25 protein-coding genes are annotated in these 20,901 nt (G+C 73.1%); 12 read left to right on the top strand and 13 right to left on the bottom strand.

The genetic code is table 11. The annotated features are described in order from the left end of the window. Positions 1 to 102 precede the first annotated feature (102 nt). A complete protein-coding gene (locus tag ACWCYY_RS07000) occupies positions 103 to 609 on the top strand; it encodes a hypothetical protein (RefSeq protein WP_380149158.1) in 507 nt (168 codons plus the stop codon). Positions 610 to 625: 16 nt separating this feature from the next. On the opposite strand, the gene ACWCYY_RS06995 is transcribed toward ACWCYY_RS07000, so the two are convergent. The 7 genes from ACWCYY_RS06995 to ACWCYY_RS06965 all read right to left on the bottom strand — a co-directional run bounded on the left by ACWCYY_RS06995 (position 626) and on the right by ACWCYY_RS06965 (position 8,181). After that, entirely contained in the window at positions 626 to 2,095 is a 1,470-nt protein-coding gene (locus tag ACWCYY_RS06995) for a cellulose binding domain-containing protein (RefSeq protein ID WP_449795360.1), read from the bottom strand. A 92-nt stretch (positions 2,096 to 2,187) separates the two neighbouring features. Then, on the bottom strand, positions 2,188 to 3,837 hold the full coding sequence (locus ACWCYY_RS06990; RefSeq protein WP_449795359.1) for a glycosyl hydrolase family 8: 1,650 nt from the start codon (positions 3,835 to 3,837) through the stop codon (positions 2,188 to 2,190). A 10-nt stretch (positions 3,838 to 3,847) separates the two neighbouring features. Continuing rightward, positions 3,848 to 4,828, bottom strand: coding sequence for a chitinase (locus ACWCYY_RS06985; RefSeq protein WP_449795358.1), 981 nt, complete (start codon positions 4,826 to 4,828; stop codon positions 3,848 to 3,850). 339 nt (positions 4,829 to 5,167) lie between these two features. Next, the gene (locus ACWCYY_RS06980) at positions 5,168 to 5,536 is read right to left on the bottom strand and encodes a hypothetical protein (RefSeq protein ID WP_449795357.1); all 369 of its coding nucleotides are present in this window, start codon (positions 5,534 to 5,536) and stop codon (positions 5,168 to 5,170) included. Positions 5,537 to 5,609: 73 nt separating this feature from the next. After that, on the bottom strand, positions 5,610 to 6,062 hold the full coding sequence (locus tag ACWCYY_RS06975) for a type II toxin-antitoxin system PemK/MazF family toxin (protein ID WP_380149151.1): 453 nt from the start codon (positions 6,060 to 6,062) through the stop codon (positions 5,610 to 5,612). A gap of 95 nt (positions 6,063 to 6,157) precedes the next feature. Further along, positions 6,158 to 7,102 (bottom strand): PfkB family carbohydrate kinase, encoded by a 945-nt coding sequence (locus ACWCYY_RS06970; RefSeq protein WP_380149149.1) that lies wholly within the window; start codon positions 7,100 to 7,102, stop codon positions 6,158 to 6,160. Between the two features lie 62 nt (positions 7,103 to 7,164). Continuing rightward, a complete protein-coding gene (locus tag ACWCYY_RS06965) occupies positions 7,165 to 8,181 on the bottom strand; it encodes a methyltransferase (RefSeq protein WP_449795356.1) in 1,017 nt (338 codons plus the stop codon). Positions 8,182 to 8,319: 138 nt separating this feature from the next. Between ACWCYY_RS06965 and ACWCYY_RS06960 the strand changes: the two genes are divergently transcribed. The 3 genes from ACWCYY_RS06960 to ACWCYY_RS06950 all read left to right on the top strand — a co-directional run bounded on the left by ACWCYY_RS06960 (position 8,320) and on the right by ACWCYY_RS06950 (position 10,469). Continuing rightward, positions 8,320 to 9,042, top strand: coding sequence for a siderophore-interacting protein (locus ACWCYY_RS06960; protein WP_449795355.1), 723 nt, complete (start codon positions 8,320 to 8,322; stop codon positions 9,040 to 9,042). A gap of 285 nt (positions 9,043 to 9,327) precedes the next feature. Beyond that, positions 9,328 to 9,945: an HAD family hydrolase gene (locus ACWCYY_RS06955; protein ID WP_380149145.1), complete on the top strand. Its 618-nt coding sequence runs from the start codon at positions 9,328 to 9,330 to the stop codon at positions 9,943 to 9,945. Beyond that, complete coding sequence (locus ACWCYY_RS06950) at positions 9,942 to 10,469, top strand: hypothetical protein (RefSeq protein ID WP_449795354.1); 528 nt, start codon at positions 9,942 to 9,944, stop codon at positions 10,467 to 10,469. The genes ACWCYY_RS06955 and ACWCYY_RS06950 overlap by 4 nt, the downstream gene beginning before the upstream one ends. 9 nt (positions 10,470 to 10,478) lie before the next feature. Here the strand turns inward: ACWCYY_RS06950 and ACWCYY_RS06945 are convergent, their stop codons facing one another. Next, on the bottom strand, positions 10,479 to 11,099 hold the full coding sequence (locus ACWCYY_RS06945; protein ID WP_345289709.1) for a DJ-1/PfpI family protein: 621 nt from the start codon (positions 11,097 to 11,099) through the stop codon (positions 10,479 to 10,481). A gap of 73 nt (positions 11,100 to 11,172) precedes the next feature. Between ACWCYY_RS06945 and ACWCYY_RS06940 the strand changes: the two genes are divergently transcribed. Continuing rightward, on the top strand, positions 11,173 to 11,526 hold the full coding sequence (locus ACWCYY_RS06940; RefSeq protein WP_345289710.1) for a VOC family protein: 354 nt from the start codon (positions 11,173 to 11,175) through the stop codon (positions 11,524 to 11,526). A 35-nt stretch (positions 11,527 to 11,561) separates the two neighbouring features. Here the strand turns inward: ACWCYY_RS06940 and ACWCYY_RS06935 are convergent, their stop codons facing one another. After that, positions 11,562 to 12,431 carry a DMT family transporter gene (locus ACWCYY_RS06935; RefSeq protein WP_449795353.1) on the bottom strand — a complete coding sequence of 290 codons (870 nt, stop codon included), beginning with the start codon at positions 12,429 to 12,431 and terminating at the stop codon, positions 11,562 to 11,564. 239 nt (positions 12,432 to 12,670) lie between these two features. Here ACWCYY_RS06935 and ACWCYY_RS06930 point away from each other — a divergent pair, with 239 nt between their 5' ends. Beyond that, entirely contained in the window at positions 12,671 to 13,468 is a 798-nt protein-coding gene (locus ACWCYY_RS06930) for a hypothetical protein (protein WP_449795352.1), read from the top strand. Here ACWCYY_RS06930 and ACWCYY_RS06925 read toward each other — a convergent pair. Further along, a complete protein-coding gene (locus tag ACWCYY_RS06925) occupies positions 13,429 to 13,749 on the bottom strand; it encodes a DUF5958 family protein (protein ID WP_449795371.1) in 321 nt (106 codons plus the stop codon). The two genes, ACWCYY_RS06930 and ACWCYY_RS06925, sit on opposite strands and share 40 nt — an antisense overlap. A gap of 425 nt (positions 13,750 to 14,174) precedes the next feature. Between ACWCYY_RS06925 and ACWCYY_RS06920 the strand changes: the two genes are divergently transcribed. Genes ACWCYY_RS06920 through ACWCYY_RS06905 form a run of 4 tightly spaced genes read left to right on the top strand, consistent with a single transcriptional unit; the run spans position 14,175 to position 16,774 of the window. Further along, on the top strand, positions 14,175 to 15,272 hold the full coding sequence (locus ACWCYY_RS06920; protein WP_345289715.1) for a hypothetical protein: 1,098 nt from the start codon (positions 14,175 to 14,177) through the stop codon (positions 15,270 to 15,272). A 45-nt stretch (positions 15,273 to 15,317) separates the two neighbouring features. Then, positions 15,318 to 15,899 carry a DUF6434 domain-containing protein gene (locus ACWCYY_RS06915; protein ID WP_345289716.1) on the top strand — a complete coding sequence of 194 codons (582 nt, stop codon included), beginning with the start codon at positions 15,318 to 15,320 and terminating at the stop codon, positions 15,897 to 15,899. A 4-nt stretch (positions 15,900 to 15,903) separates the two neighbouring features. Then, the gene (locus ACWCYY_RS06910; RefSeq protein ID WP_345289717.1) at positions 15,904 to 16,350 is read left to right on the top strand and encodes a helix-turn-helix transcriptional regulator; all 447 of its coding nucleotides are present in this window, start codon (positions 15,904 to 15,906) and stop codon (positions 16,348 to 16,350) included. Between the two features lie 10 nt (positions 16,351 to 16,360). Then, positions 16,361 to 16,774 (top strand): VOC family protein, encoded by a 414-nt coding sequence (locus ACWCYY_RS06905; protein ID WP_345289719.1) that lies wholly within the window; start codon positions 16,361 to 16,363, stop codon positions 16,772 to 16,774. Between the two features lie 51 nt (positions 16,775 to 16,825). Here the strand turns inward: ACWCYY_RS06905 and ACWCYY_RS06900 are convergent, their stop codons facing one another. From ACWCYY_RS06900 to ACWCYY_RS06890, 3 genes are all read right to left on the bottom strand, one after another. Further along, positions 16,826 to 17,239: a PPOX class F420-dependent oxidoreductase gene (locus ACWCYY_RS06900; RefSeq protein WP_345289720.1), complete on the bottom strand. Its 414-nt coding sequence runs from the start codon at positions 17,237 to 17,239 to the stop codon at positions 16,826 to 16,828. Between the two features lie 133 nt (positions 17,240 to 17,372). Beyond that, the gene (locus tag ACWCYY_RS06895) at positions 17,373 to 18,011 is read right to left on the bottom strand and encodes an NAD(P)-dependent oxidoreductase (RefSeq protein ID WP_449795351.1); all 639 of its coding nucleotides are present in this window, start codon (positions 18,009 to 18,011) and stop codon (positions 17,373 to 17,375) included. A gap of 29 nt (positions 18,012 to 18,040) precedes the next feature. Next, the gene (locus ACWCYY_RS06890; RefSeq protein ID WP_449795350.1) at positions 18,041 to 18,946 is read right to left on the bottom strand and encodes an EamA family transporter; all 906 of its coding nucleotides are present in this window, start codon (positions 18,944 to 18,946) and stop codon (positions 18,041 to 18,043) included. A gap of 46 nt (positions 18,947 to 18,992) precedes the next feature. On the opposite strand from ACWCYY_RS06890, the gene ACWCYY_RS06885 reads away from it, so the two are divergent. Beyond that, a complete protein-coding gene (locus ACWCYY_RS06885; RefSeq protein WP_345289723.1) occupies positions 18,993 to 19,478 on the top strand; it encodes a MarR family winged helix-turn-helix transcriptional regulator in 486 nt (161 codons plus the stop codon). A gap of 121 nt (positions 19,479 to 19,599) precedes the next feature. Then, positions 19,600 to 20,862 (top strand): serine hydrolase domain-containing protein, encoded by a 1,263-nt coding sequence (locus ACWCYY_RS06880; RefSeq protein ID WP_449795349.1) that lies wholly within the window; start codon positions 19,600 to 19,602, stop codon positions 20,860 to 20,862. Positions 20,863 to 20,901: the final 39 nt, after the last annotated feature.

Raw genomic sequence — 20,901 nt, 5'->3', positions numbered from 1 at the left:
CGGTTCGCCGCAAGCGAACCGGCCGTGAGCGTGTGCGAACCCTGTTAACCTGCACGGAACTTGCACGAACTCCGACCCGCACCCCACCCGAAGCAGGCCTCCGTGTCCGTCCCACCCGGCACCGGTCACCACGCTGTCCCCAGCGTGGTCCGGATCGACTCCGCCCTCGAGGCCGACCAGTTCACCGACGAGGGCCGGAGCGGCTGGTCCCGGCTGCGACACCGGCTGGTGGTGGCGCGGGCCGTCTTCGACAACGGCCGCCCCGGCCTGGTCGCCACCTGGCACGTGGTGGCCCAGTACTGGTCCCCGTGGGAGTACCACGGGGACCCGGAGGCCACCGTCACCGGCTCGCTGCGCCTGCGGGCGGCCGGGGTGCCGGGCTGGATCGGCGTCAGCGAGTTCGAGTTCGAGACCGGCATGCTCGGCCACGGCCTGGTCCGGGCCGAGTTCCCCGACCTCGCGCCGGGCGCCTACCGGGTGGAGCTCGGCCCGGAGACCGAGAAGGACCTCGGCAGGATGTACGGTCACATCCGCGACGAGCGCGACCTCAGCCCCTCGGTCTGGTCGCTGGTCCGCCCCCGGCCCACCGGGCTGGACGTGGACCTCTGACCGGTGCGGGCTCCGCTCAGGGCGTCACGGGGACGTTGGTGAGCCCGGAGACCGCGTTGGTGACGGTGTTGGAGGCGTACACCCGGTTCGGCTTCGCGGTGCAGGCCGAGACCGAGGTGATCTTGATCGCGTAGCCGCCGACGCCCCCGAGGTCGGAGCGGTTGTCGCGCCAGGTGTTGCCGCAGCCGTTCGGGAAGGCGGGGGTGGTGGCCGGGTTGTGGGTCTCGTAGCCGTTGGCGAAGGTGCCGGGGGCGGCGAAGGTGCCGGTGTTCCCCTCGATCAGGTAGTCGAAGCCCTTGACGTCCAGCCAGGAGTCGGCGGAGTTCTGCCCGCTGACGCCCCGTCCGTCGAAGGTGTTGCCCCGGATCACCCCGCCCGAGGTGCCCTCCTTGACGTCGATCGCCTCGGCCGCCACGTACGGGCCGATCCGGTTGTTCTCCACCAGCACCCGGTCCGAGCGGTCCACCCCGTCGGTGTTGCCGTGGCACCCCCAGTTGGAGCCGGCCGAACCGAGGTACACCCCTTCCCCGTAGCCGGGCTGGACCAGGCCGGTGTACTCCACGACCGAGTTGCGGATCGCCCCGTCGGCGGAGGAGCGGCGGAAGTGCACGCCCTCGTCCTCGGTGTGGTGCACGTACAGCCCGTCGATCGTCACGTGCGGCGAGGCGTCCAGCACCACGCCCTTCTTGGCGTCCTTCACGGTGAACCCGCTGAGGTTCCAGTACGGCGCCCCGTACAGCCAGAGCCCGTACCCCGGGTCCCAGCCGGCCGTCGGCACCGGGCAGTCCGGCGCGTCACCGGCCGGGCCGTCGTTCACCAGCACGGCGGTGCGCGGGCCGGTGAGGGTGATCGGCGCTGCGGCGGTGCCGGGGCTCTGGGCGAGGAAGGCGCCGTGGTACTCCCCCGGAGCCAGCCGGATGGTCCGCCCGGGGGCGGCGGCCGCCAGCGCGGCGGTCAGCTGGGCGGCGGTCGACACCTCCACCACGGGGCCGGTGGAGGTCGGGCTCGGGGTCGGGGTCGGTGTCGGCGACGGACTGGGACTCGGGCTCGGGCTCGACGTGGAGCTCGGGCTCGGGCTCGGCGTGGAAGTGCCCTGGCAGGACTGCCCGTTGACGGTGCAGTTGAGCGGCTCGCCGAGGCCGCCGCCGACGTTGAAGCCGAAGCTCTGGGTGGCGCCGACCGCCACCGTCCCGTTGAAGCCCGCGTTGACGAAGGTGTAGTGCTGCCCGGTCTGGGAGCGGGTGGAGTTCCAGCTGTTGGAGACGGTGGTGCCGGCCGGGAGGTCGAACTCCACCTTCCAGCCGGTGGCGGCGGCGTCGCCGGAGTTGGCGATGGTGAACTGCGCTCCGTAACCGCTGTTCCAGGACGAGGTCTTGGCGAAGGCCGCGGTCAGCCGCGGCGCCGCCGCGTGGGCGGGCAGGGTGGTCAGCCCGGCACCGACGGCGAGTGCCGCGGTGACCAGGGCGGGAAGGAGTGATCTGCGCATGGGGTCGGACTCCTGTGTGGGGGAGGAGGCTGGACGGGCCGGAAGACCGGAGCCGTTGGGGCGGCCCCGGCCTTCCGGTGGTGCGGGATCGCTTACGGCACCCAGTAGTTGCCGGAGGCGACGATCATCGTCTGGAGCTGCACGCTGCCGCCGTAGTAGACGGACGGGGTGATCTGGGTGGCGACCATCTTGGCCCAGAGCGCGTCCAGCCAGGCCTGCGAACCCGGGTCGGTCATCGCCGCGACCGCGAACGGGGCGGTGAAGGCCATGTCGTTGCCGGAGTCGAAGGCGGTGCCGTTGAGCTTGTAGCCGGTGACGATCGAGTTGGCGTTGCCGCCGGTCTTCGACTTGATCCAGCTGTTGATCTTCCGCGCCGAGGCCAGCGAGGCGGAGTCGCCACTGGTGACGGCGTCCGCGCCGATCCGCCACGGGTCGCGGCAGGCGTTCCAGCCGAAGTCACCGTCGTTGGCGCTCTCCAGCACCTCGCCGGGGGCCGGCTTCGGGGTGGTGTTGGTGTTCACCACGAAGTCGGCCAGCAGGCCGGTGGAGGCGGCGTACTTGGTCTGCTGGGAGGTGATCAGGTTCTGGTGCGCGGTCCGGATGGTGTCCCAGCTCGCGTCCCCGGTGGCCTTCCGGAAGGCCCGGAAGTGGTCGATCATCCAGTCCGAGGAGCGCGAGATGTAGTAGTACTGGTCACCCGAGCTCGACCAGTCGCCGAGCAGCAGCAGCTTGGTGGTGGGGTTCACCTCGCTCGCCTTGATGGCGTTGATGTGCTTGACCGCCAGGTCCTTGTAGTTGTACGTCCCGGTGCTGCCCCACTGCTTGTCGGCGAGCAGCAGCCCGTAGGCGACGTCCATGTCGCCGTCGGTGGCGGAGTCGGAGCCGTTCACGGACTTGCAGTTGACGTCCTGTTCGGCCGCCAGCAGGTCCTTGTTGTTCACCGAGGGGTGCGCCAGCACGAACTTCAGCAGCCCGTCGAAGGCGGTCTTGGCGTTCGCGTCGGCGCCCGCCATCAGCGCCGTGACGACCAGGCCGTAGCCCTGGGCCTCGGCCACGTACGGGTGGTCGGCGTCCGGCGAGATCACCTGGTACCAGCCGTTGCCGCAGTTCTGCTTGAGGAAGGCGGACTTCCAGGCGTTGTACTTGTCGACCACCTGCTGGTCCAGGGTGCCCTGCGCCCCGGTGGGCTTCAGGGTGCCCGCCGCGTAGGCGAACTGGTGGCTGCCGAACGGGACGGCCGGACCGCCGCCCCCGGGCGGGGTGGACTGCTGGTCGACGTCCAGGTAGTCCAGGTTGGCCAGGCCGTTGGCGGAGGTGGCGGTGAGCCGGACCTTGTTCGCACCGGCCACCAGCTGCACCGACAGCGTGGAGTTCGCCCAGGTGTCCCAGTTGGTGGTCGAGTTGAACGCGCGGGCGGCCGAGACCACGGTGCCGTTCAGCGCCACGTCGGCCGGGCGGGCGGTGGCGGTCCCGTTGGAGTAGCGCACGGTGAGGTTGGCGGTGCCCGCGGCGGCCGCGTTCACCGTGAACTCCACCCAACTGCCGCTCACGTTGTCGCCGTTGACGAACCCGGTGCCGGAGTAGTTGGCGTGGTTGGCCTCCACCACGCCCTGGGAGAGCGCCGCGCTCTCCGCCTCGTAGCGGGTGGCGGCGGCCGAAGCCGTCTGCGGCACCGCGACGATCCCGGCCACCAGGCCGGCCCCGGCCAGGGTGAGGGCTGCCGTTCTGCGGATCTCACTCATCGGTCTCTCCTCAGCCCTTGTACTGGACGACGATCTTGGTGAACGCGTACGGCGACTGCGCGATCCCGCTGCAGGCGTCGGCGTCCGACCCGGAGCCGCAGGCGCGGTCGCGGTTGACGGACCAGAAGGCGAAGCGCGCCAGGTGGTGCTGCTGGGCGTAGGCCAGGATGGTCTTGAAGTCGGCCAGGGTGACGGTCTCCCCCGGCTCGTCGGTGATGCCGTTCATCGAGGAGACCCCGATGTGCCGGTACGCGGCGTCGTCGCTGTAGCCGTAGGCGCTCTTCACCGCCGACTTCAGCCCCTCCAGGGCGCTGACGCTGGCCTGGCCCATGGTCCCGCTGTGCCCGCCGAAGTCGAACGGCATGATGATCCAGCCGTCGTTGGCCAGCCCTGCCGCGGCGCCCCGCTTGATCAGGTCCTTCCCGGTGGCGTCCGGACCGCTCGGCGTGGTGCCCATGGTCACGTAGGTGACGATCCCGGGGTTCTTGGTCTTGACGATCTTCAGGGCGTCGACCACCCGCTGACGGACCGTCGCGTTGGAGAACTCGGTGTCCTCGATGTCGATGTCGAAGGCCTTCAACTGGTAGGCGTCGATGACCTTCTGGTACGCCCCGGCCAGCGCCGACGCGCTGGTGCACTTCTCGCCCAGCTTGTTGCCGCTCCAGCCGCCGACCGAGACCACCACGTCCCCGCCGGCCGCCCGGATCGACTTGATCGCGGCCTCGTCCGAACCGCCCTTCAGCGCCCGGCTCCCGTCCCACTTGGGGTTGCACCCCCCGTCGGACAGGATGAACGCCAGGGTGAACCACTTCACCCCGGTGGCCGCCATGACGTCGGTCGGCTTCTGCGGGCTGCCCCAGCCCAGGTACTCGTACGGAGCGGCGGCCATCCCGGCCGGAGCGGCGGCCGCCCCGGCGGTGACGCTCGGGACCAGCAGCGGCGCGGTCAACGCCAGGGAAGCGGCCATCAGGGCGCGCTTGATTCGTTGCACGTCTACTCGATTCTCTGATCGAAGGGGGGAGGCAGAACGTGCGGACACAGGTGGCCACCGGCGACGCGGTGTTCAGGATGTCCAGGTGACCACCGGCAGTCAAGGACCTTAGTTAGGAAAGTTTCCCATCGGTTATCGGGCGAGAGCGCCCCCCGGGGCCCGGCACGGCGGCCCGGACCGGTCGATCGACAGCGGTGCGACGCACCGTCAGAACCGGCCCTGACCTGCGAACACGGCAGGCCGGGCCGGGAGTTCGGGCTCCTCGGAGCGACCGACGCGGAGCCGCCACCCGGAGAGCGCTCCCGCGAGTGGCGGACTTCCGCCACCGCCGCCCCGGTCTCAGGAGGTGGCGAGCAGGTCCTCCGGGGCGGCGTCCAGGACGAGGCCGTTGTCGAAGCGGATCCTGGCGGTCACCCGGGGGCCGTGGGCCTGGTGGGCCGTCCACTCGGGTTCGAGGGCGGCGAGTTGGGACTCCAGGCGCTTGCGGCTCTCCTCCGGCATGGTGTGGCCGTAGTCGTCGAAGAGGTCCTTCAGGCGGCGGTACTCGCGGACCTCCTCGGGCTCGGGGAGCTCGCCGTCGACCCGTTCGACGGTGCCCTCGGCCCCGGCCCCCAGGGAGAGGAAGCCGACCGGGGCCTCGCCGGACACCGCCTCGCCGATCCCGAGGTCCGCCACCAGCCGCACCCGCTGACCCGCCGTCAGACCCATCCGTCCGCTCCTGCCCGCTCGCTCACCCGTCCGGCACCGCCCACGGGCCCCGCGACCAGGCCATTATCCGGCGTCAGCTCCAGCGGTAGCGCCGCCGGAGCGCCTCGACCACCCGGTCGAAGCGGGCCCGGTCCAGGGCACAGGCCTCCCGCCGCATCCCGTCGTCGTGGACCCGCATCACCCGGTCCAGCGCCACCCAGGAGTCCCGCCCCGAGCGGTCCCACGGGCCGGCGCCGATCGGCACCCAGTCGGGATCGTGGTCGTGGCCCTTGCTGGAGAGCATCACCGTGAGCACCGTGCCGCCGGGCTCCCGCGCGACGACCAGGACCGGGCGGTCCTTGCCGCGGCCGTCCCGCTCCTCGTACGGCACCCAGGTCCAGACAATCTCGCCGGGGTCCGGATCGCCGTCGTGGTCCGGGGCGTACTCGGTCCGCACCCGGCCGACCTGGTGCGCCTCGACCTCCACGGTGGCGGACGGGCCGGAACGGCCCGGGGTCTGCTGGTCCTGCTCGGTGGTCTCGGCCATGCCCGCAGGCTAGCCACCCCGGCCGACACCGATCAAGCCTCCCGAGGCCCGGCCTGTCGCCCCGTCAGCCGCCCGCCGGCCCGTCCGTCACCCCGTCAGCTCGGGGCACCGCCCTGCCCGGCGAGGAAGGCGCCCACCTCGGCCCGGGTGGGCAGGGCCCCCTGCGCCCCGCGCCGCGTGGTGGCCAGCGCCCCGACCGCGCAGGCCCGGCGGACCGCCTCGCCGAGTCCGGCGACGCCCTCGGCCCGGGCCACCGCCAGCGCCGCACAGAACGCGTCCCCCGCCCCGACCGCGTCCACCGCCGCCACCGCGAAGGCCGGGACGTGGGCACCGCCCCCGTCCGGGCCGGTGTGCACCGCACCCCTCGCCCCGAGCGTCACCACCACCTCCGCCGGGCCCAACCTTCCCAGCGCCGCGGGGAGTTCGAGCAGGTCGAGCCCCGCTCCGCCACCCAGCAGGTCCGCCGCCTCCACCTCGTTCACCACCAACACGTCCGCCATCGCGATCAGTTCGCTCAACTCGGCGCCGATCACCCCCGGCAGTGGAGCGGCGTTCAGCACCACCGGCACCCCCGCGGCCTTCGCCAGCCCGGCCGCCGTCAGACAGGTCGCCACCGGGACCTCCAGTTGCAGCAGCATCGCCCCCGCCCCGGCCAGCCGACCGGCCTCGGCCTCCACGCTCTCCGAGTCCAAGTCCGCGTTGGCGCCCGGGGAGACGGTGATGGTGTTCTCCCCCTCCGGGTCGATCACGATCAGCGCAGTCCCGGTGGCGGTCGCCGCCGCCGTCACCGCCGCGACCCCGACCCCGGCCGCCGCCAGCCCCTCCCGCGCGCGGCGGCCGAACGCGTCGTCCCCCACCCGGGCGATCAGCACCGTGGTCACCCCGAGCCGCGCGGCGGCCACCGCCTGGTTGGCTCCCTTGCCGCCGGCGCTCTCCTCCAGCCCGCCACCCGTGACGGTCTCACCCGGCCGGGGCAGGTGCGGCACCCGCACCGCGAGGTCCACGTTCACGCTTCCGACCACGACGACCTTCGCCGGCATGTCCGTCCTCCCGGTGTCCCATCGCTGCTTCCCCGCCCTCCATCGTCCAGGAGCGGCACCCTTCACGGCACCCGGGTGGCCTCGATCACGCACATCGGCCCGCCGGTCTCCCGGATCCGGTCCAGCCGGAAGCCCGCCCCCTCCAGCAGCACCCGCCACTCCTCGCCGGAACGTTCACGGCCCGTCAGCATCCCGAGCATGGTGAGGTCCAGCAGCGCGGCCACCTCGGGGGCCTCGCCCCGGTCGAGCACCGTCTCCACCAGCACCAGCCGGGCGTGCGGCACGGCGGCCGCCTCGTGCACCCGGGAGAGGATCCGCGCGGCCTCCCCGTCGGACCAGTCGTGCAGGATGAAGCCCGCCACGTAGCAGTCCGCGGACGGCACCTCGACGAAGAAGTCACCGCCCACCGCCGTGATCCGGTCGTCCACCCCGGCGGCCCGGAGCAGCGGCGGTGCGGCCGCCACCACGTGCGGCAGGTCGAAGACGGTGCCCCGCAGGCGCGGGTACCGCCGGGCCAGCGCCGCGAGCACCGCCCCGTCCGCGCCACCGACGTCGACCACCGTGCGGGCGCCGTCCAACTCGACCGCCGAGAAGGCGTCCTGACGGATCGCCCGGGCGAAGTCGGTCATGGCCGCGGTGAAGGTGGCGACCTTCTCCGGATCCTGCGCCAACCACGCGAAGTACGGCATCCCGAACAGGTGGTCCGCGGCCGGCCCGCCCGTCTCCGCCGTCTGCCACAGCTCGGCGAACGCGGGGTAGTGGGTCTCCATCCACATCACCGCGATGCCGCGCACCGACTCCGGCGCCCCGGTGACCAGCGTACGGCCGAGCGGCCCGAGGCCGACCAGCCCGGTGGCCGGGTCCAGGGTGAACACGCCCTGCCCGGCCAGCACCCGGACGATCCTCGCCAGCGGATCCGCCCGGAGCCCGGTGGCGGCCGCCAGCTGCGCCACCGTCCGTTCTCCGTCGAGGAGTTGGTCGGCCAGCCCGGCCCGGGCCACGACGTAGACCGCCTGGGAGAGCTGGAACCCGCCGAGCAGCCGGAGCATGGCCAGGGCGGGGGTGGCCGCAGTGTGCATGCCTCAAGCTAGCCAGCCGATGCCCCGTCAGGACGTGGACGCACCAAGGGATCCGCTCCTGTGGCCCGGACAGACCAATCTCGCTTGAGTTAGGTTAGGCTAACCGAACTTCAGCGATCGGAGACAGGGAGCACCCTCATGGGCCACGGTTGGGAAGGCGTCGTCCTCAAGCTGCTGCGCGGCCGGGACTTCACATTCACGGTGACCGGTGCGGAGCAGGTCACCCCGCACTGCCGCCGCCTCCACCTCACCGACGGCGGCATGCTCGCCGCCACCGGCGTCCACCCCACCATGTGGGTGCGCCTCTGGTTCGACAACGCCGGCCGACCGCACCAGCGCGCCTACACCCTGGTCGACCCCGACCCGGCGGCCGGCACCTTCAGCATCGAGTTCGCCCTCCACGACGGCCCCGCCAGCGACTGGGCCCGCGGCGCCGCCCCCGGCGACACCGTCCACGCCACCCTCCAGGGCTCCGCCTTCACCCTCCCCGACCCGGCGCCCCGTCACCTCTTCCTGATCGGCGACGCCGCCTCCGCCCCCGCCCTCGGCTCCCTCCTCACCGCCCTGCCCGACACCCCCGCCACCATCTGGCTGGAGACCCAGCACCCTTCCGACCGCGGCCTCCCCCTCCGCACCCGCCCGGACCACCACGACGTCCGCCACGTCCCCCGCGAGGACGCCGGCGCGGCCCTCGCCACCGAGGTCCGCCGCACCCTCCCCACCCTGCTCGGCGACCCCACCGACGCCTACCTCTGGATCGCCTGCGACACCACCACCACCCGCACCCTCGCCACCTTCGCCCGCAAGGAACTCACCCTCCCCAAACCCCGCCTCCACGCCCAGGGCTACTGGCGCCCGTGACCGGGCCCTCCTGCTGAGAGGCCACCTACGGCGACCAGGGGCGCGAGGAACTGCGCGAATCGGAAGACTGCGACCCAAGTGCCGGGTACGGAGAACCACTTGCACGTGAGCCCCCGTACCCGGCACACGGGTCTCGTCCTTCCGCAGCGCGCAGTTCCCCGCGCCCCCGGCATGACCACCTACCCACGCCCGGTATGACCGCCCGCCCCGCGTCGTGCCGCAGCGCCGCCGTCTCCCCACTGATATGCGTACCCCCGACCTCCCCCGCCGTGATATCCAGACCGGGTGACCTCATCCCCCTTCGACGCCGTCCTCTGCGACTTCGACGGCGTGATCCGCCACTTCGACCAGACCGAGGTCGTCGCCCTCGAACGCGCGGCAGGCCTCCCGGAGGGCAGCACCTACGCCGCCGCCTTCTCCCCCGACCTCGCCCAACCCCTCATCCTCGGCCGCCTCACCAAAGCCGAGTGGGCCGACCTCATCGCCCAGGCCCTCGCGCCCCGCACCGCCGCACCGACGGCCCGCGCCCTCGCGACCGCCTTCACCACCACGCCCGTCCACGCCGACGCGGCCGTGGTGGCCCTGCTCCGCGAGGTCCGCCTCCACCGGCCCCTGGTCCTGGTGACCAACGGCACCACCTGGACCGACCAGGGCCTCGCCGACCTCGGTCTCACCGACCTCGCCCACCACGTGGTCAACAGCGCCACCTTCGGCACCGCCAAACCCGAACCCGCCATCTACCACCACGCCGCCGCCCGGGCCGGCGCCACCCCCGACCGCTGCCTCTTCATCGACGACAGCCCCAAGAACGTCACCGCCGCGATCGCCCTCGGCATGACGGGCCACCACTACACGACCCCCGACGGCCTCCGCACCGCCCTCGCCCCGCTCCTCCTCGGATGACCACCCACCCCCTCCCCTACGTCGGCCCGCCCGAGCTGCTCTACCTCCTCCACCCTGCCGCCGAAGGAACCGCGATACGCTCCCCGGCCGACCTCGACGCCTGGCTCGCCTCCCGCCCCGCCGCCGAGCTCGCCGAGCCCTTCACCCACGTCGTCGACCTGACCGGCCGGCTCCGCCTGGCCGCCCGCCGCAGCGAGCACGTGGTCTGCGCGGGCGGTGCCCCCGTGCTCTGCGCCGGCGAGATCACCTTCGCCCGTCGGCCGGAGGGCAGTTGGGCGGTCGAGGAGGTGACCAACCAGTCCACCGGCTACTGCCCGGACCCCGCCACCGCCTGGCCGCCCCTGACCGCCGCCCTCGACCGCGCCGGGATCACCCACCCCCCGGACTTCACCCACGCGTTCGTCTTCCGCCGCTGCCCCGCCTGCCGCGAGCTCAACGTCGTCCGCGAGGGCGAGCTCTTCTGCGCCCTCTGTGGGACGCCGCTCCCCACGGAGTGGAACGTCTCCTACCGCGCTGACCACTGACGGGCTCCGCTACCCGAGGGCTCGGGCGCGGGCCACCACCTCCGGGGTCGCCTTCGCCACCGAGCCGGAGTCGTACGGGGGTTGGGGGTCGTACTCGGTGTAGAGCTGGATCGCCCTCGCGGTCACCTCGTCGGTGAGCAGCGCCGCCAGCTGCACCGCCATGTCGATCCCCGAGGACACCCCCGCCGAGGTGATCACCCGGCCCTGGCGGACCACCCGCTCGGCGGTGTAGGTCGCCCCGTACGCCTCCAGGTCGGCCACCGCCGCCCAGTGCGTGGTGGCCGTCAGTCCGTCCAGCAGGCCCGCCGCGCCGAGCACCAGCGAACCGGTGCAGACCGAGGTGGTGAACCGGCTGCCCTCGTGCATCCGCCGCACCCACCCCAGGAACTCCTGGTCGGCCGCCATCCGCAGGAAGCTCCCACCACCCGGTACCAGCAGCACGTCACACCGCTCGACCTCCCCGTACGCGGTCGGCACGTGCACCGGCATCGACCCCAACACGTCCTTCACCAGGCCCGGTTCGGCCGTGACGAAGCGCACGGTCGCCCCGGGCACGTACGCCAGGATCTCGTACGGTCCGACGGCGTCGAGCGGTTCGAAGTCCTCGAAGAGGGGGATCACGATGTCCATGCCGTGCAGCATAGACACCGCGACCTCCGTGGCCTCCCACCCCTGCGGTCCGGGCGCTGGCAGGATGGGACGCATGGAACGTGTGCTTGGCATCGGCGGGTACTTCCTGCGCGCCAACGACCCCGCCGGCCTCAGCGCCTGGTACCGCGACCACCTCGGCCTGGACTCCGACGAGCACGGCCTCTGGCAGCAGCAGCCCGGCCCCACCGTCTTCGCCCCCTTCGAGGCCGACACCGAGTACTTCGGCTCCCGCTCCCAGCAGACCATGCTCAACTTCCGGGTCCGCGACCTGGAGGCGATGCTCGCCCAGCTCCGCGCCAAGGGCGCCGACGTCTCCGAGGAGACCCAGTCCATGGACGGCGTCGGCCACTTCGGCTGGGTCACCGACCCCGAGGGCAACCGCATCGAACTCTGGCAGCCCGCCTGACGCCTGCGGCGACCGACACCGTCCACGGCCTGCCCTCATTCCTGGCGGCGCGTCAGGGCGACGACGGCGGTGAGCAGCAGGGCCGAGCCGGCCGCCACCGTCCAGGTGAGCGGCTCGCCGAAGCAGGCGATGCCGAGGAGCGCGGCGGTGGCCGGTTCGAGCAGGACCAGGACGGCGGCGGTCGCGCCCGGGACGGTGGCGAGGCCCGCGAAGTACCAGCGGTAGGCGATCAGGGTCGGGACGGTCCCCAGGAAGAGGAGTGCGGCGGCGGTCGGCACCGGCTGCCCCGCGCTCGGCAGCACGCCGCCCTCCAGCAGCAGCGCCACCGGCAGCAGGCAGGCCAGCCCCGTCCCGAACGCACCCGCCGAGGCACGGGCGGTGCCGCCGCCCCGGGCCCAGAGCGTGAGTCCGCTGTGCGCGGCGCCGGAGAGCAGCGCGAGTCCGACGCCGAGCAGCGGGCGCGGCCCCGCCGCCGGGGCGGCGGTGAGCAGCACCAGCCCGCCGAGCGCCAGCCCGTTGGCGGCCAGCGCCCGGCGGGTGAGGCGTTCGCCGAGCAGCAGGTGGGCGCCGAGGCTGGTGAACACGGGCCCGGCGCCGATGGTGATCAGGGTGCCCAGCCCCAGGCCCGCGTACCGGACCGAGGCGAAGTAGGCGCACTGACCCACCATCAGTCCGATGCCGGTGAGCACGGCGGCCCGCCATCCGCCGGACCTCTCCCGGGCGGGGAGCAGCAGCAGGCAGCCGGCCGCGACGGCGAACCGCCAGGCGCAGACGGCGACGGGGCCGAGCCCGGCGGTGTTCATCAGCAGGGCCGCGACGGCCCCGCCCGCGCCCCAGGCGACGGCGGCGGCGGAAATGGACAGCACACCGTGCCGGTACGGCACGGTGGCGGCATGCGTGGTCATGGCGTTCGTTCTCCACGGAAGAGGCGCCGGGCTCGGCCCGGCCGGATCAGGTCCACCCCGTGCGGGCGCCACTCACCGGCCCGACGGCCGTGGAAGGCCGTCCGGCACCTGTCAGGGAGTCAGCCGCCCGCTAGCGGACGGGCGGCGGAGGAAGGATCCGGGAACGCATGGGCCCCACCGTACACGGCCCGCCCCACCGCCCGGCCTCGCTGTCACCGCCCACTGCCAGACTTCCGCCCATGCCCCTCACCGACCTGACCTTCGAGGAGTGGCGGTCCTTCGACCTGCCCACCGCCCTGCGCACCGCCCGCGAGGCCGCCGCCCTGACCGGCAGTCACCTGGTCTCCGTGGAGACCGTCCACCACCTCGGCCGCCCCTTCCACCGCGCGCTGATGGAACGCGCCGACCAGGCCTTCGCCCTCGTCCCCGGCGGCGAGGTCACCCTCGGCCTGGAGCTCGACGCGTGGCAGCCTGCGCCAGGGCAGGAGGAGGACTACCAGGCCAGCGTGGACCAGGGCTTCGGCCACGCGGACGACCTGCGGGGCCACCTCGCCCACATGCTCAGCCCGTACCGGCAGGTGACCGTCCCGACCGTGCTGATGGCCGTCGAGGACGAGGAGTTCGGCGAGGAGCCGGAGGGCGCCGCCGAGGCCCTGGCCGCCCGCGGCCTGCGGCTCCCGACCCCCGACGAGTGGGAGCACGCCTGCGGCGCCGGTGCCCGCACCCTCTTCCGCTGGGGCGACACCTGCCCCCTCGACCGCATCCCGTACCACTCCCCCGACGGCCCCCAGCACCGCCCCAACGCCCTCGGCCTGCACATCGCCTACGACCCCTACCGCACCGAACTCACCACCGACCCCGCCTCGGTGTACGGCGGCGACGGCGGCGAAGCCACCTGCGGCGGCTACGGCACCCTCCTCGCCTGGCTCCCCCTCGCCACCTCCCACCGCAACCCCGACTACGCCGCCTGGCTGCACAACCCCGACGGCGACGCCTTCTACGAGGACACCTCCACCCGCCCGGTGCTCCCGCTCTGAGGCCCCGGGTGGTGCCAGTCGTGCGAGCAGCCGCCCACGCAGTACAGCGCCCGCCGCCGCTCGTCGGCGACGGCCAGCAGCGCCACCAACAGCCGGAAGGACTTGACCCGTTCGTCCTGCGGCAGCCCGACGATCTTCGCCAACTGCTCCGGCAGGCGCCCCCGCACCACCAGCACCGCGGGCGTGTGGGTGGGCTTGATCCCCGCCCTGCGGATGCTCTCCGGCCCGTCCTCGGTGACCGCCCGCGCCTGCAGGCAGTACTCCGTCAGCAGCCGCAACACCCCCACCTGCTCTCCGGGACCCGGACGGTACGTGCGCCGCGGCGGCGGCCGCAATCGACTTGTCGTGCGGGGCCTCGGGAGTGGGCCCCGTCCTCCGCGACCAGTGTTCGGATTACGGCCGCGTGTCCCGGCCGTGGGTCGTACGGTGGTGGGCGGCTGCACCGAGCAGTGAGCCGACGACGACCGAGTGACCGGGCGAGGGCGGGTGTCCCGTTCCGGTCGCGTGCCGGTCGGGCCTGCGGACGCGGTTCCGCAGCGGGGGAACGACGACGTGCCGGGGGGGCGGGTTGCCGTAGACGCGCGTGGTGGTGAGGGGCCTGTCCCTCACGCCGTCACGCCGCGCACGGCTGCCCCGACCACCGGATGCCGGAGCCGCTCGGTGCGGGCCGCAGGGATCACCGTCGGCGCGTTCGTCCGGAAGGGACATGATGAGCACCCACACCCCGCCCGCCCCGTACCCGTACCTGCTCGGCTGGTTCACCGCGGGGGCGCCCGACGCCGCCCTGCTCGCCGAGGAGCTCGAGCTCATGGCGCAGGGGCCGCACTACGAGCGGCTGCTGACGGCCCTCCGCCTCCACGACGAGCTGGACCACTTCCGGGCCGCCCTGCTGGTGGCCTTCCCCGAACTCGACCTGGCCGTGCCGCAGTTCCTCGCGTCCCAGCAGCCGCTGACCGCCCTGGCGAGCCCCGAGCTGAAGGCCGTCGGCGTGGCCTGTCTGACCGCGATCGCGCTCGGCTTGCCGGAGCCGGCCTTCGACCCCAAGCTCTTCACCTCGACCGAGGCGGGCCTGTTCTACGACAAGGTGCCCGTCTTCGGCACGGTCGACGGCGACCGCCGCCGGGTGTTCGTCTCCGCCAAGGGGAAGCTCTACGTCGTCAGCGACGACCACGACTTCAAGGGCTGGCTGCAGCGGGCGAAGACCGACCTGGCCGTGAAGGACGTCCTCGGCGTGGCGCCCGACCCGCACGAGAGCGGGTACAACGCCCTGGAGGCGGTCGGCAAGGTGACCTGGGACGTCTCGTACGGGGAGTTCAGCACGCCCGTGCTGCTGCTGCAGGCGATCGCGAAGAGCGAGGCGTTCGCGAAGGTGGCCTGGGGAGCCCCGACCTGCCACTCCGGATGGGTGGCCTCGCTGATGCCGACGCTCGTCACCTGGGGCACCATCCGGACCCCGGGGAAGACGCTGACGATCGGTCAGAACGTCCACAGCGCCGGGCTGATCGGCAGCGCCTGGATCAAGGGCCTGACCGGGGCCGACTGCAAGCAGGCGCAGTTCCCCCCTCACTGGGAGGTCGGGGTCAGGACCACGCTGCTCCCGCAGGCCGCAGCGAGCACCGACCTCACGACCGTCGCCGTCTTCTGCACCTACCTGAAGCAGAAGAACTTCAAGCCTGCGGGCCAGGCCCCGAAGGCGGAGCGGGAGAAGCGGATCGCCTTCCTCGTCGCCAACCGTTCGGTGGCGGAGAAGGAGGCCCTGCGGAAGCTGCCCAATATCGACGCCTACTACGGTCACCTGTTCTGATCCTCGGCGCAGGCGGCGGCCCGCGCACCGGATAGGGTCGCGGCCATGGACGCACCGCCCCGGCCCGACCTCACCACCGCGCTCTCCGGTGCCGAGCTGCGCCGTTGGTACTGGACGCTGGACGAACTCGCTTCCCTCGCCCGGGCGATGGGCGTCGCCCGGGGCGGCGGCAAGGCCGCGCTCACCGAGCGCCTTGCCGCCGCCCTGGACGGACGGCCCGCCCCCGCGGCGCCCCGGCCGCCCCGGGCCGGCCGGCAGTTGGCCGGGCCCTTGGACGAGGCGACCGTGATTCCGGCGGGGCAGCGGTGCAGTCAGGTGCTGCGGGCGTACTTCGAGCGGGAGATCGGTCCCGGGTTCCACTTCGACGCGGCGATGCGGGCGTTCGTGGCCGAGGGGGCGGGGCGGACCCTCGGGGAGGCGGTACTGCACTGGTACGGGACCCGGGCGGAGATGGCGCGGCCGCAGGAGGTCGGGGAGCAGTTCGAGTTCAACCGGTTCCTGCGGGAGTGGCACGCCGAGCACCCCGCCCGGTCCCGCGCCGAGGCCGTGGCGGCCTGGCAGGCGCACCGGGCCCTCCCCCGCGAGCTGCGGGAACGCGCGGCGCGCGGAGACGCTGTGGGAGGGTGATCCCATGAGCAACCTGGAGGACCTGGCCCGGCTGCGGCGGGCCCGCGACCAGATGGACCGCGACTACGCGCAGCCGCTGGACGTGGCCGCACTGGCCCGCACCGCGCTGATGTCGGAGGGCCACTTCTCCCGGAGCTTCCGGGCCGCCTTCGGGGAGACGCCGTACAGCTACCTGATGACCCGTCGGATCGAGCGGGCCAAGGCGCTGCTGCGGCGCGGGGACCTGAGCGTGACGGAGGTCTGCTTCGAGGTGGGCTGTACCTCGCTCGGTTCGTTCAGCTCGCGCTTCACCGAGCTGGTCGGGGAGAGCCCGAGCGCGTACCGGGCGCGGGAGCACGTGGACGAGTCGGCCATCCCCTCCTACATCGCCAAGATGTACCTGCGGCCGGTCCGTACGCCGCCCGCGAAGGCGGTCAGGAATGGAGAAGCAGATCCGCGGGCCCGCCCGTAGCGTGGGGCCCATGAACATCACGCTCTCCCAGACCTTCATCGCCGTCGACGACCACGACGCGGCGATCGCCTTCTACCGGGACGCCCTCGGCTTCGAGGTGCGCAACGACGTCTCCTTCGAGGGGATGCGCTGGGTGACGGTCGGCTCGCCGGCCCAGCCCGACGTGTCGATCGTGCTGGAGCCGCCGCTGGCGGACCCGAACGCCTCGGCGGCCGACCGCGAGACCATGGCCGAGGTGCTGGCCAAGGGCCTGCTGCGCGGCGCGATCTTCGCCACCGACGACGTGGACGCCACCTTCGAGCGGATCCGGGCCACCGGTGCCGAGGTGCTCCAGGAGCCGGTGGACCAGCCGTACGGCGTGCGCGACTGCGCGTTCCGCGACCCGTCGGGCAACGCGCTGCGTTTCAACCAGCCGAAGAAGTAGCCCGGACGAGGCCGGCCGCCCTCCGACACGGGAGGGCGGCCGACGTCGTCGTCAGACCCGGGCGAGCGAGCCGAGCACCCGCTCCGGGGTGATCCGGATCGCCACCCGCTGGACCTCGGGCGGGAGTTCGAGGTACTCGCGGCCGGCGCCCGGCCCCTCGTACAGCTCGGCGACCGTCACCGCCAGGGCCCGGCCCGCGTCCTCGGTGACGGTGGCCCGGCCGCGGAGCTCCACGTAGCGCAGCGGATCGGCCGGGTCGTAGACGATCACGCTGGCCCGCGGGTCGCGCTCGAGGTTGCGGACCTTGCGGAGTCCGGCCGTGGAGGAGATCAGCAGGTCGTCGCCGTCGCGCCCGACCCAGACCACCGAGGTCTGCGGCGCGCCGTCGGGGTTCACGGTGGCGAGCACGGCCACCACCGGGGCATCCAGGAGTGCGCGGACGGCATCGTTCAAGATCACTGTCATGGACCCGACCCTAGCCCGACGGGACGTCAGGGGTCGACCCCCGTCCGACCCCTGACGTCCCGTCGGCGTGCCCCTCTTCCCCGCCACCGGAAGCGGACCGGGAGTGCAGGAGACCTTCACGCTCCCGGCCCCGTCAGTACCCGACGGTGAAGCGGGTGCGGTGGTGCCGCGGCCGCTCCGCCTCGTCGAGCAGGGCGACGGCCACGTCCTCCATGGAGATGGCGGAGTTGCCCTCGGCGTCGACGACCAGCTCGTCCGTGCCGAGGCGGTAGCTGCCGGTGCGCTCGCCGGGCTCCAGGACGGCGGCCGGGCTGAGGTAGGCCCAGTCCACGGTGTCGTCCGCGAGGCAGGCGGCCAGCTGCTCGTTGCAGGCCAGGGCGATCGGCCGCCAGGAGGGCGGGAAGTCGGGGCCGTCGATCACGGTCAGCCCGCCGCCGCCGGGCAGCAGCAGACTGCCGGCGCCGCCGAGCAGGAGCAGGCGGGCTCCGCTCTTGGCCAGCCCGGCGAGCAGCGCGCGGGTGACGGCGGCGTGCTCCTCCTCCCGGCCGGGGACGGGGCGGGTGGCGCCGATGACCACGTCCTGACCCTCGGTCAGTTCCGCGATCCGGTCGGGATCGAGGGCGTCGGCGCTGCGGTGGCGGGCCCCGGGGTGCAGGTCGGGGTAGCGCTCGGGCGAGCGGACCACGGCGGTGACCTCGTGGCCTCGGGCGACGGCCTCGGTGACGATCCGGCTGCCGGCCGCTCCGGCGGCTCCGAAGACGGTGATGCGCATGGTGGTGTCCTCCTGGGACGAGGGTGGGTTCAGCGGTCGGCGAGGACGCGGGCCGGTGCCGGGGCCTCGGCGGCGGGCAGCCGGGGGCCGGACCGGGCGGCGAGGACGACGGCGCCCAGCGCCAGGGCGGCGCCGAGGAGCTGGGCGGGCGCCAGGCTCTGGCCGAGCACGATCCAGCCGAGCAGGGCGGCGACCAGCGGGCTGAGCAGGCCGAGGAAGGTCACCTCGTTGGGCGAGAGCACCTTGATGCCGCGGAACCAGAGCACGTACGCGACGGCCGCGCCGATCAGGCCGAGGTAGGCGTAGCCGAGCAGGTTCCGGTCGGTCAGCGAGGGGGGCGGCGGGCCCTCGACGAACAGGGCCACCGGGACCAACAGCAGGCCGCCGGCGACCAGTTGCCAGCCGGTGGTGGCCAGCAGCGGGGCCGGGGAGGTCCAGCGCTTGCTGAGCACCACGCCGGTGGCCATCACGGCTGCGCCGCCCAGGGCCGCCGCCACGCCGACGGCGTCCAGCTCGGCGTCCGCCCGCAGGACCAGCAGGGCGACGCCGGCGATGCCGACCACGGCGGAGAGCAGGGTGCGCAGGGTGAAGCGCTGGCCGAGCAGGGCGACGGAGAGGCCGGCCACCAGCAGCGGCTGAACGGAGCCGACGGTGGCGGCGACGCCGCCGGGCAGGCGGTAGGCCGAGACGAACAGCAGGGCCAGGAAGAGGCCGATGTTCAGGGTGCCGAGCACCATCGCCTTCCACCACCAACTGCCCTTCGGCAGCTGCCTGGTGACGGCGACCAGCAGGAGGCCGGCGGGTAACGCGCGGAGCACCGCGGCCAGCAGCGGGCGTCCGGGCGGGAGCAGTTCGGTGGTGACCAGGTAGGTGGAGCCCCAGACGGCGGGGGCCAGGGCGGTGAGCAGGAGCGCTGCGGTCCGATCTCTTAGCACTAAGCAAACATATCTCACCGCTAAGAGATGTCGCTAGACTTTTCCCATGACCGATCACGTGGACCAGGTACTCGCGCAGTGGGCCGCGCAGCGGCCCGACCTCGACGTCTCGCCGATGGCGGTGATCGGCCGCCTCAAGCAGCTCACCGCCCGGGTGGAGGGCGAGCTCAAGCGCACCTTCGCCGCCCACGGCCTGGACACGCCCTCCTTCGACGTGCTCGCCACCCTGCGCCGCAACGGGCCCGAACACCCGCTCACCCCGGCCGAGTTGATGCGCTCGATGATGGTCACCTCCGGCGCCGTCACCCAGCGCCTGGACCGCCTCCAGGAGCGCGGCCTGATCCGCCGCACCCCCAGCCCCACCGACGGCCGGGTCGTCCTGGTCGCCCTCACCGAGGCCGGCCTCACCCTTGTCGACGAGACCCTCCCCGACCACCTCGCCACCGAACAACGCCTGCTCGCCCCCCTCCCCACCGCCGACCGCGACCAGCTCGCCACCCTGCTGAGAACTCTCCTGGAGGGCCTGGACTGACGCCCTCCGCCGCGCTCCCGCCACGCCCTCCGATGGCGCAACGTGCGCCGGTCCGCCCCCGGCCGGGGCTGAATGGACCCCGCACGAGGACGACCACCCCTGCGGCGAACGGGTAGCACGCATGCACATCGAGGCCACGACGAGACCGAAGCCCGACGGACGACGAGGACGGAGGTGGCGTTCGGCGCTGCTGGCGGCCGCGCTGGTCGGGTCACTGGCCGCCCCTGCGGCCACCTCCGCCGTGGCGAAGCCGCTGCCCGCGCCCGTGCCCGTGGTGCGGCTGGCGGGCCAGGACGCCCCCTCGAACGAGCAGCTGACGCAGGATCTGATCGCGCTGATGCAGCGGCTGCGGATCCCGGGGGCGCTGGTGGCGGTCACCACGCCGGAGCGCGGGACCTGGACCACCGCGCTGGGCACCTCGGACCTGACCACCGGCAAGCCGATCGAGACGGCCGACCACCTGCGGGTCGGGAGCATCACCAAGACCTTCACCGGCACGGTGATCCTCCAGCTGGTCCAGGAGGGCCTGCTCGGTCTGGACGACCCGGTGAGTGCCCACCACCCCGGGGTGCCGAACGGCGACTGCATCACGATCCGTCAGCTGCTCAACATGACCAGCGGGCTCTACAACTACTCCGAGGACCCGGGCTTCAACCAGCGCCTGGACGAGGAGCCCGAGGCGGTCTGGACGCCGCACGAGCTGCTCGACCTGGCCTACTCGCACGACGTGTACTTCCCGCCCGGCCAGGGCTTCCACTACTCCAACACCAACACCGTGATCCTCGGCCTGATCGCCGAGCACCTCACCCACCAGCCGCTCGCCGAGCTGTTCCGGCAGCGGATCTTCCAGCCGGTCGGCATGCCGGGCAGCAGCCTGGAGAACGGCGCCGGGATCCCGGAGCCGAACGCCCGCGGTTACCAGTTCATCACCAACGTGGAGAGCCTCACCGCCCCGACCCTGACGGGCAAGGACGCCGCCTGGGCGGACTGGTCGGCGGGCAACCCGTACGACGTCACCCGGGTCGACGCCTCCTGGGCCTGGGCCGCCGGCGCGGCCGCCTCCACCCTGGGCGACCTGCAGCGCTGGGCCCCGGCGCTGGCCACCGGCACCCTGCTGTCGCCCGAACTCCAGCACGAGCGGCTGCAGTTCGTGCCGACCTCGGACCTTCCGGGTGCCCCGCGCTACGGACTCGGCATCGCCGAGTTCTTCGGCTTCCTCGGCCACGACGGGCAGATCCCCGGCTACACCAGCTTCATGGGCTACCACCCGGAGCACCGCGCCACCGTCGTGGTGCTGGCCAACCTCAACCAGTCCCCCGACGGCACCGCGCCGGCCAACGAGCTGGCCAAGCTGCTGATCGCGGAACTCTTCCCGAAGAAGTAGGCCGACCACTGGTGGGGCCCCGCCGAGCGGCGGGGCCCC

It is taken from the genome of Kitasatospora sp. NPDC001664, assembly GCF_053596675.1.
The sequence above is the reverse complement of the archived record's forward strand: the minus strand, read 5'-3'. Positions and strand labels throughout refer to the sequence as shown.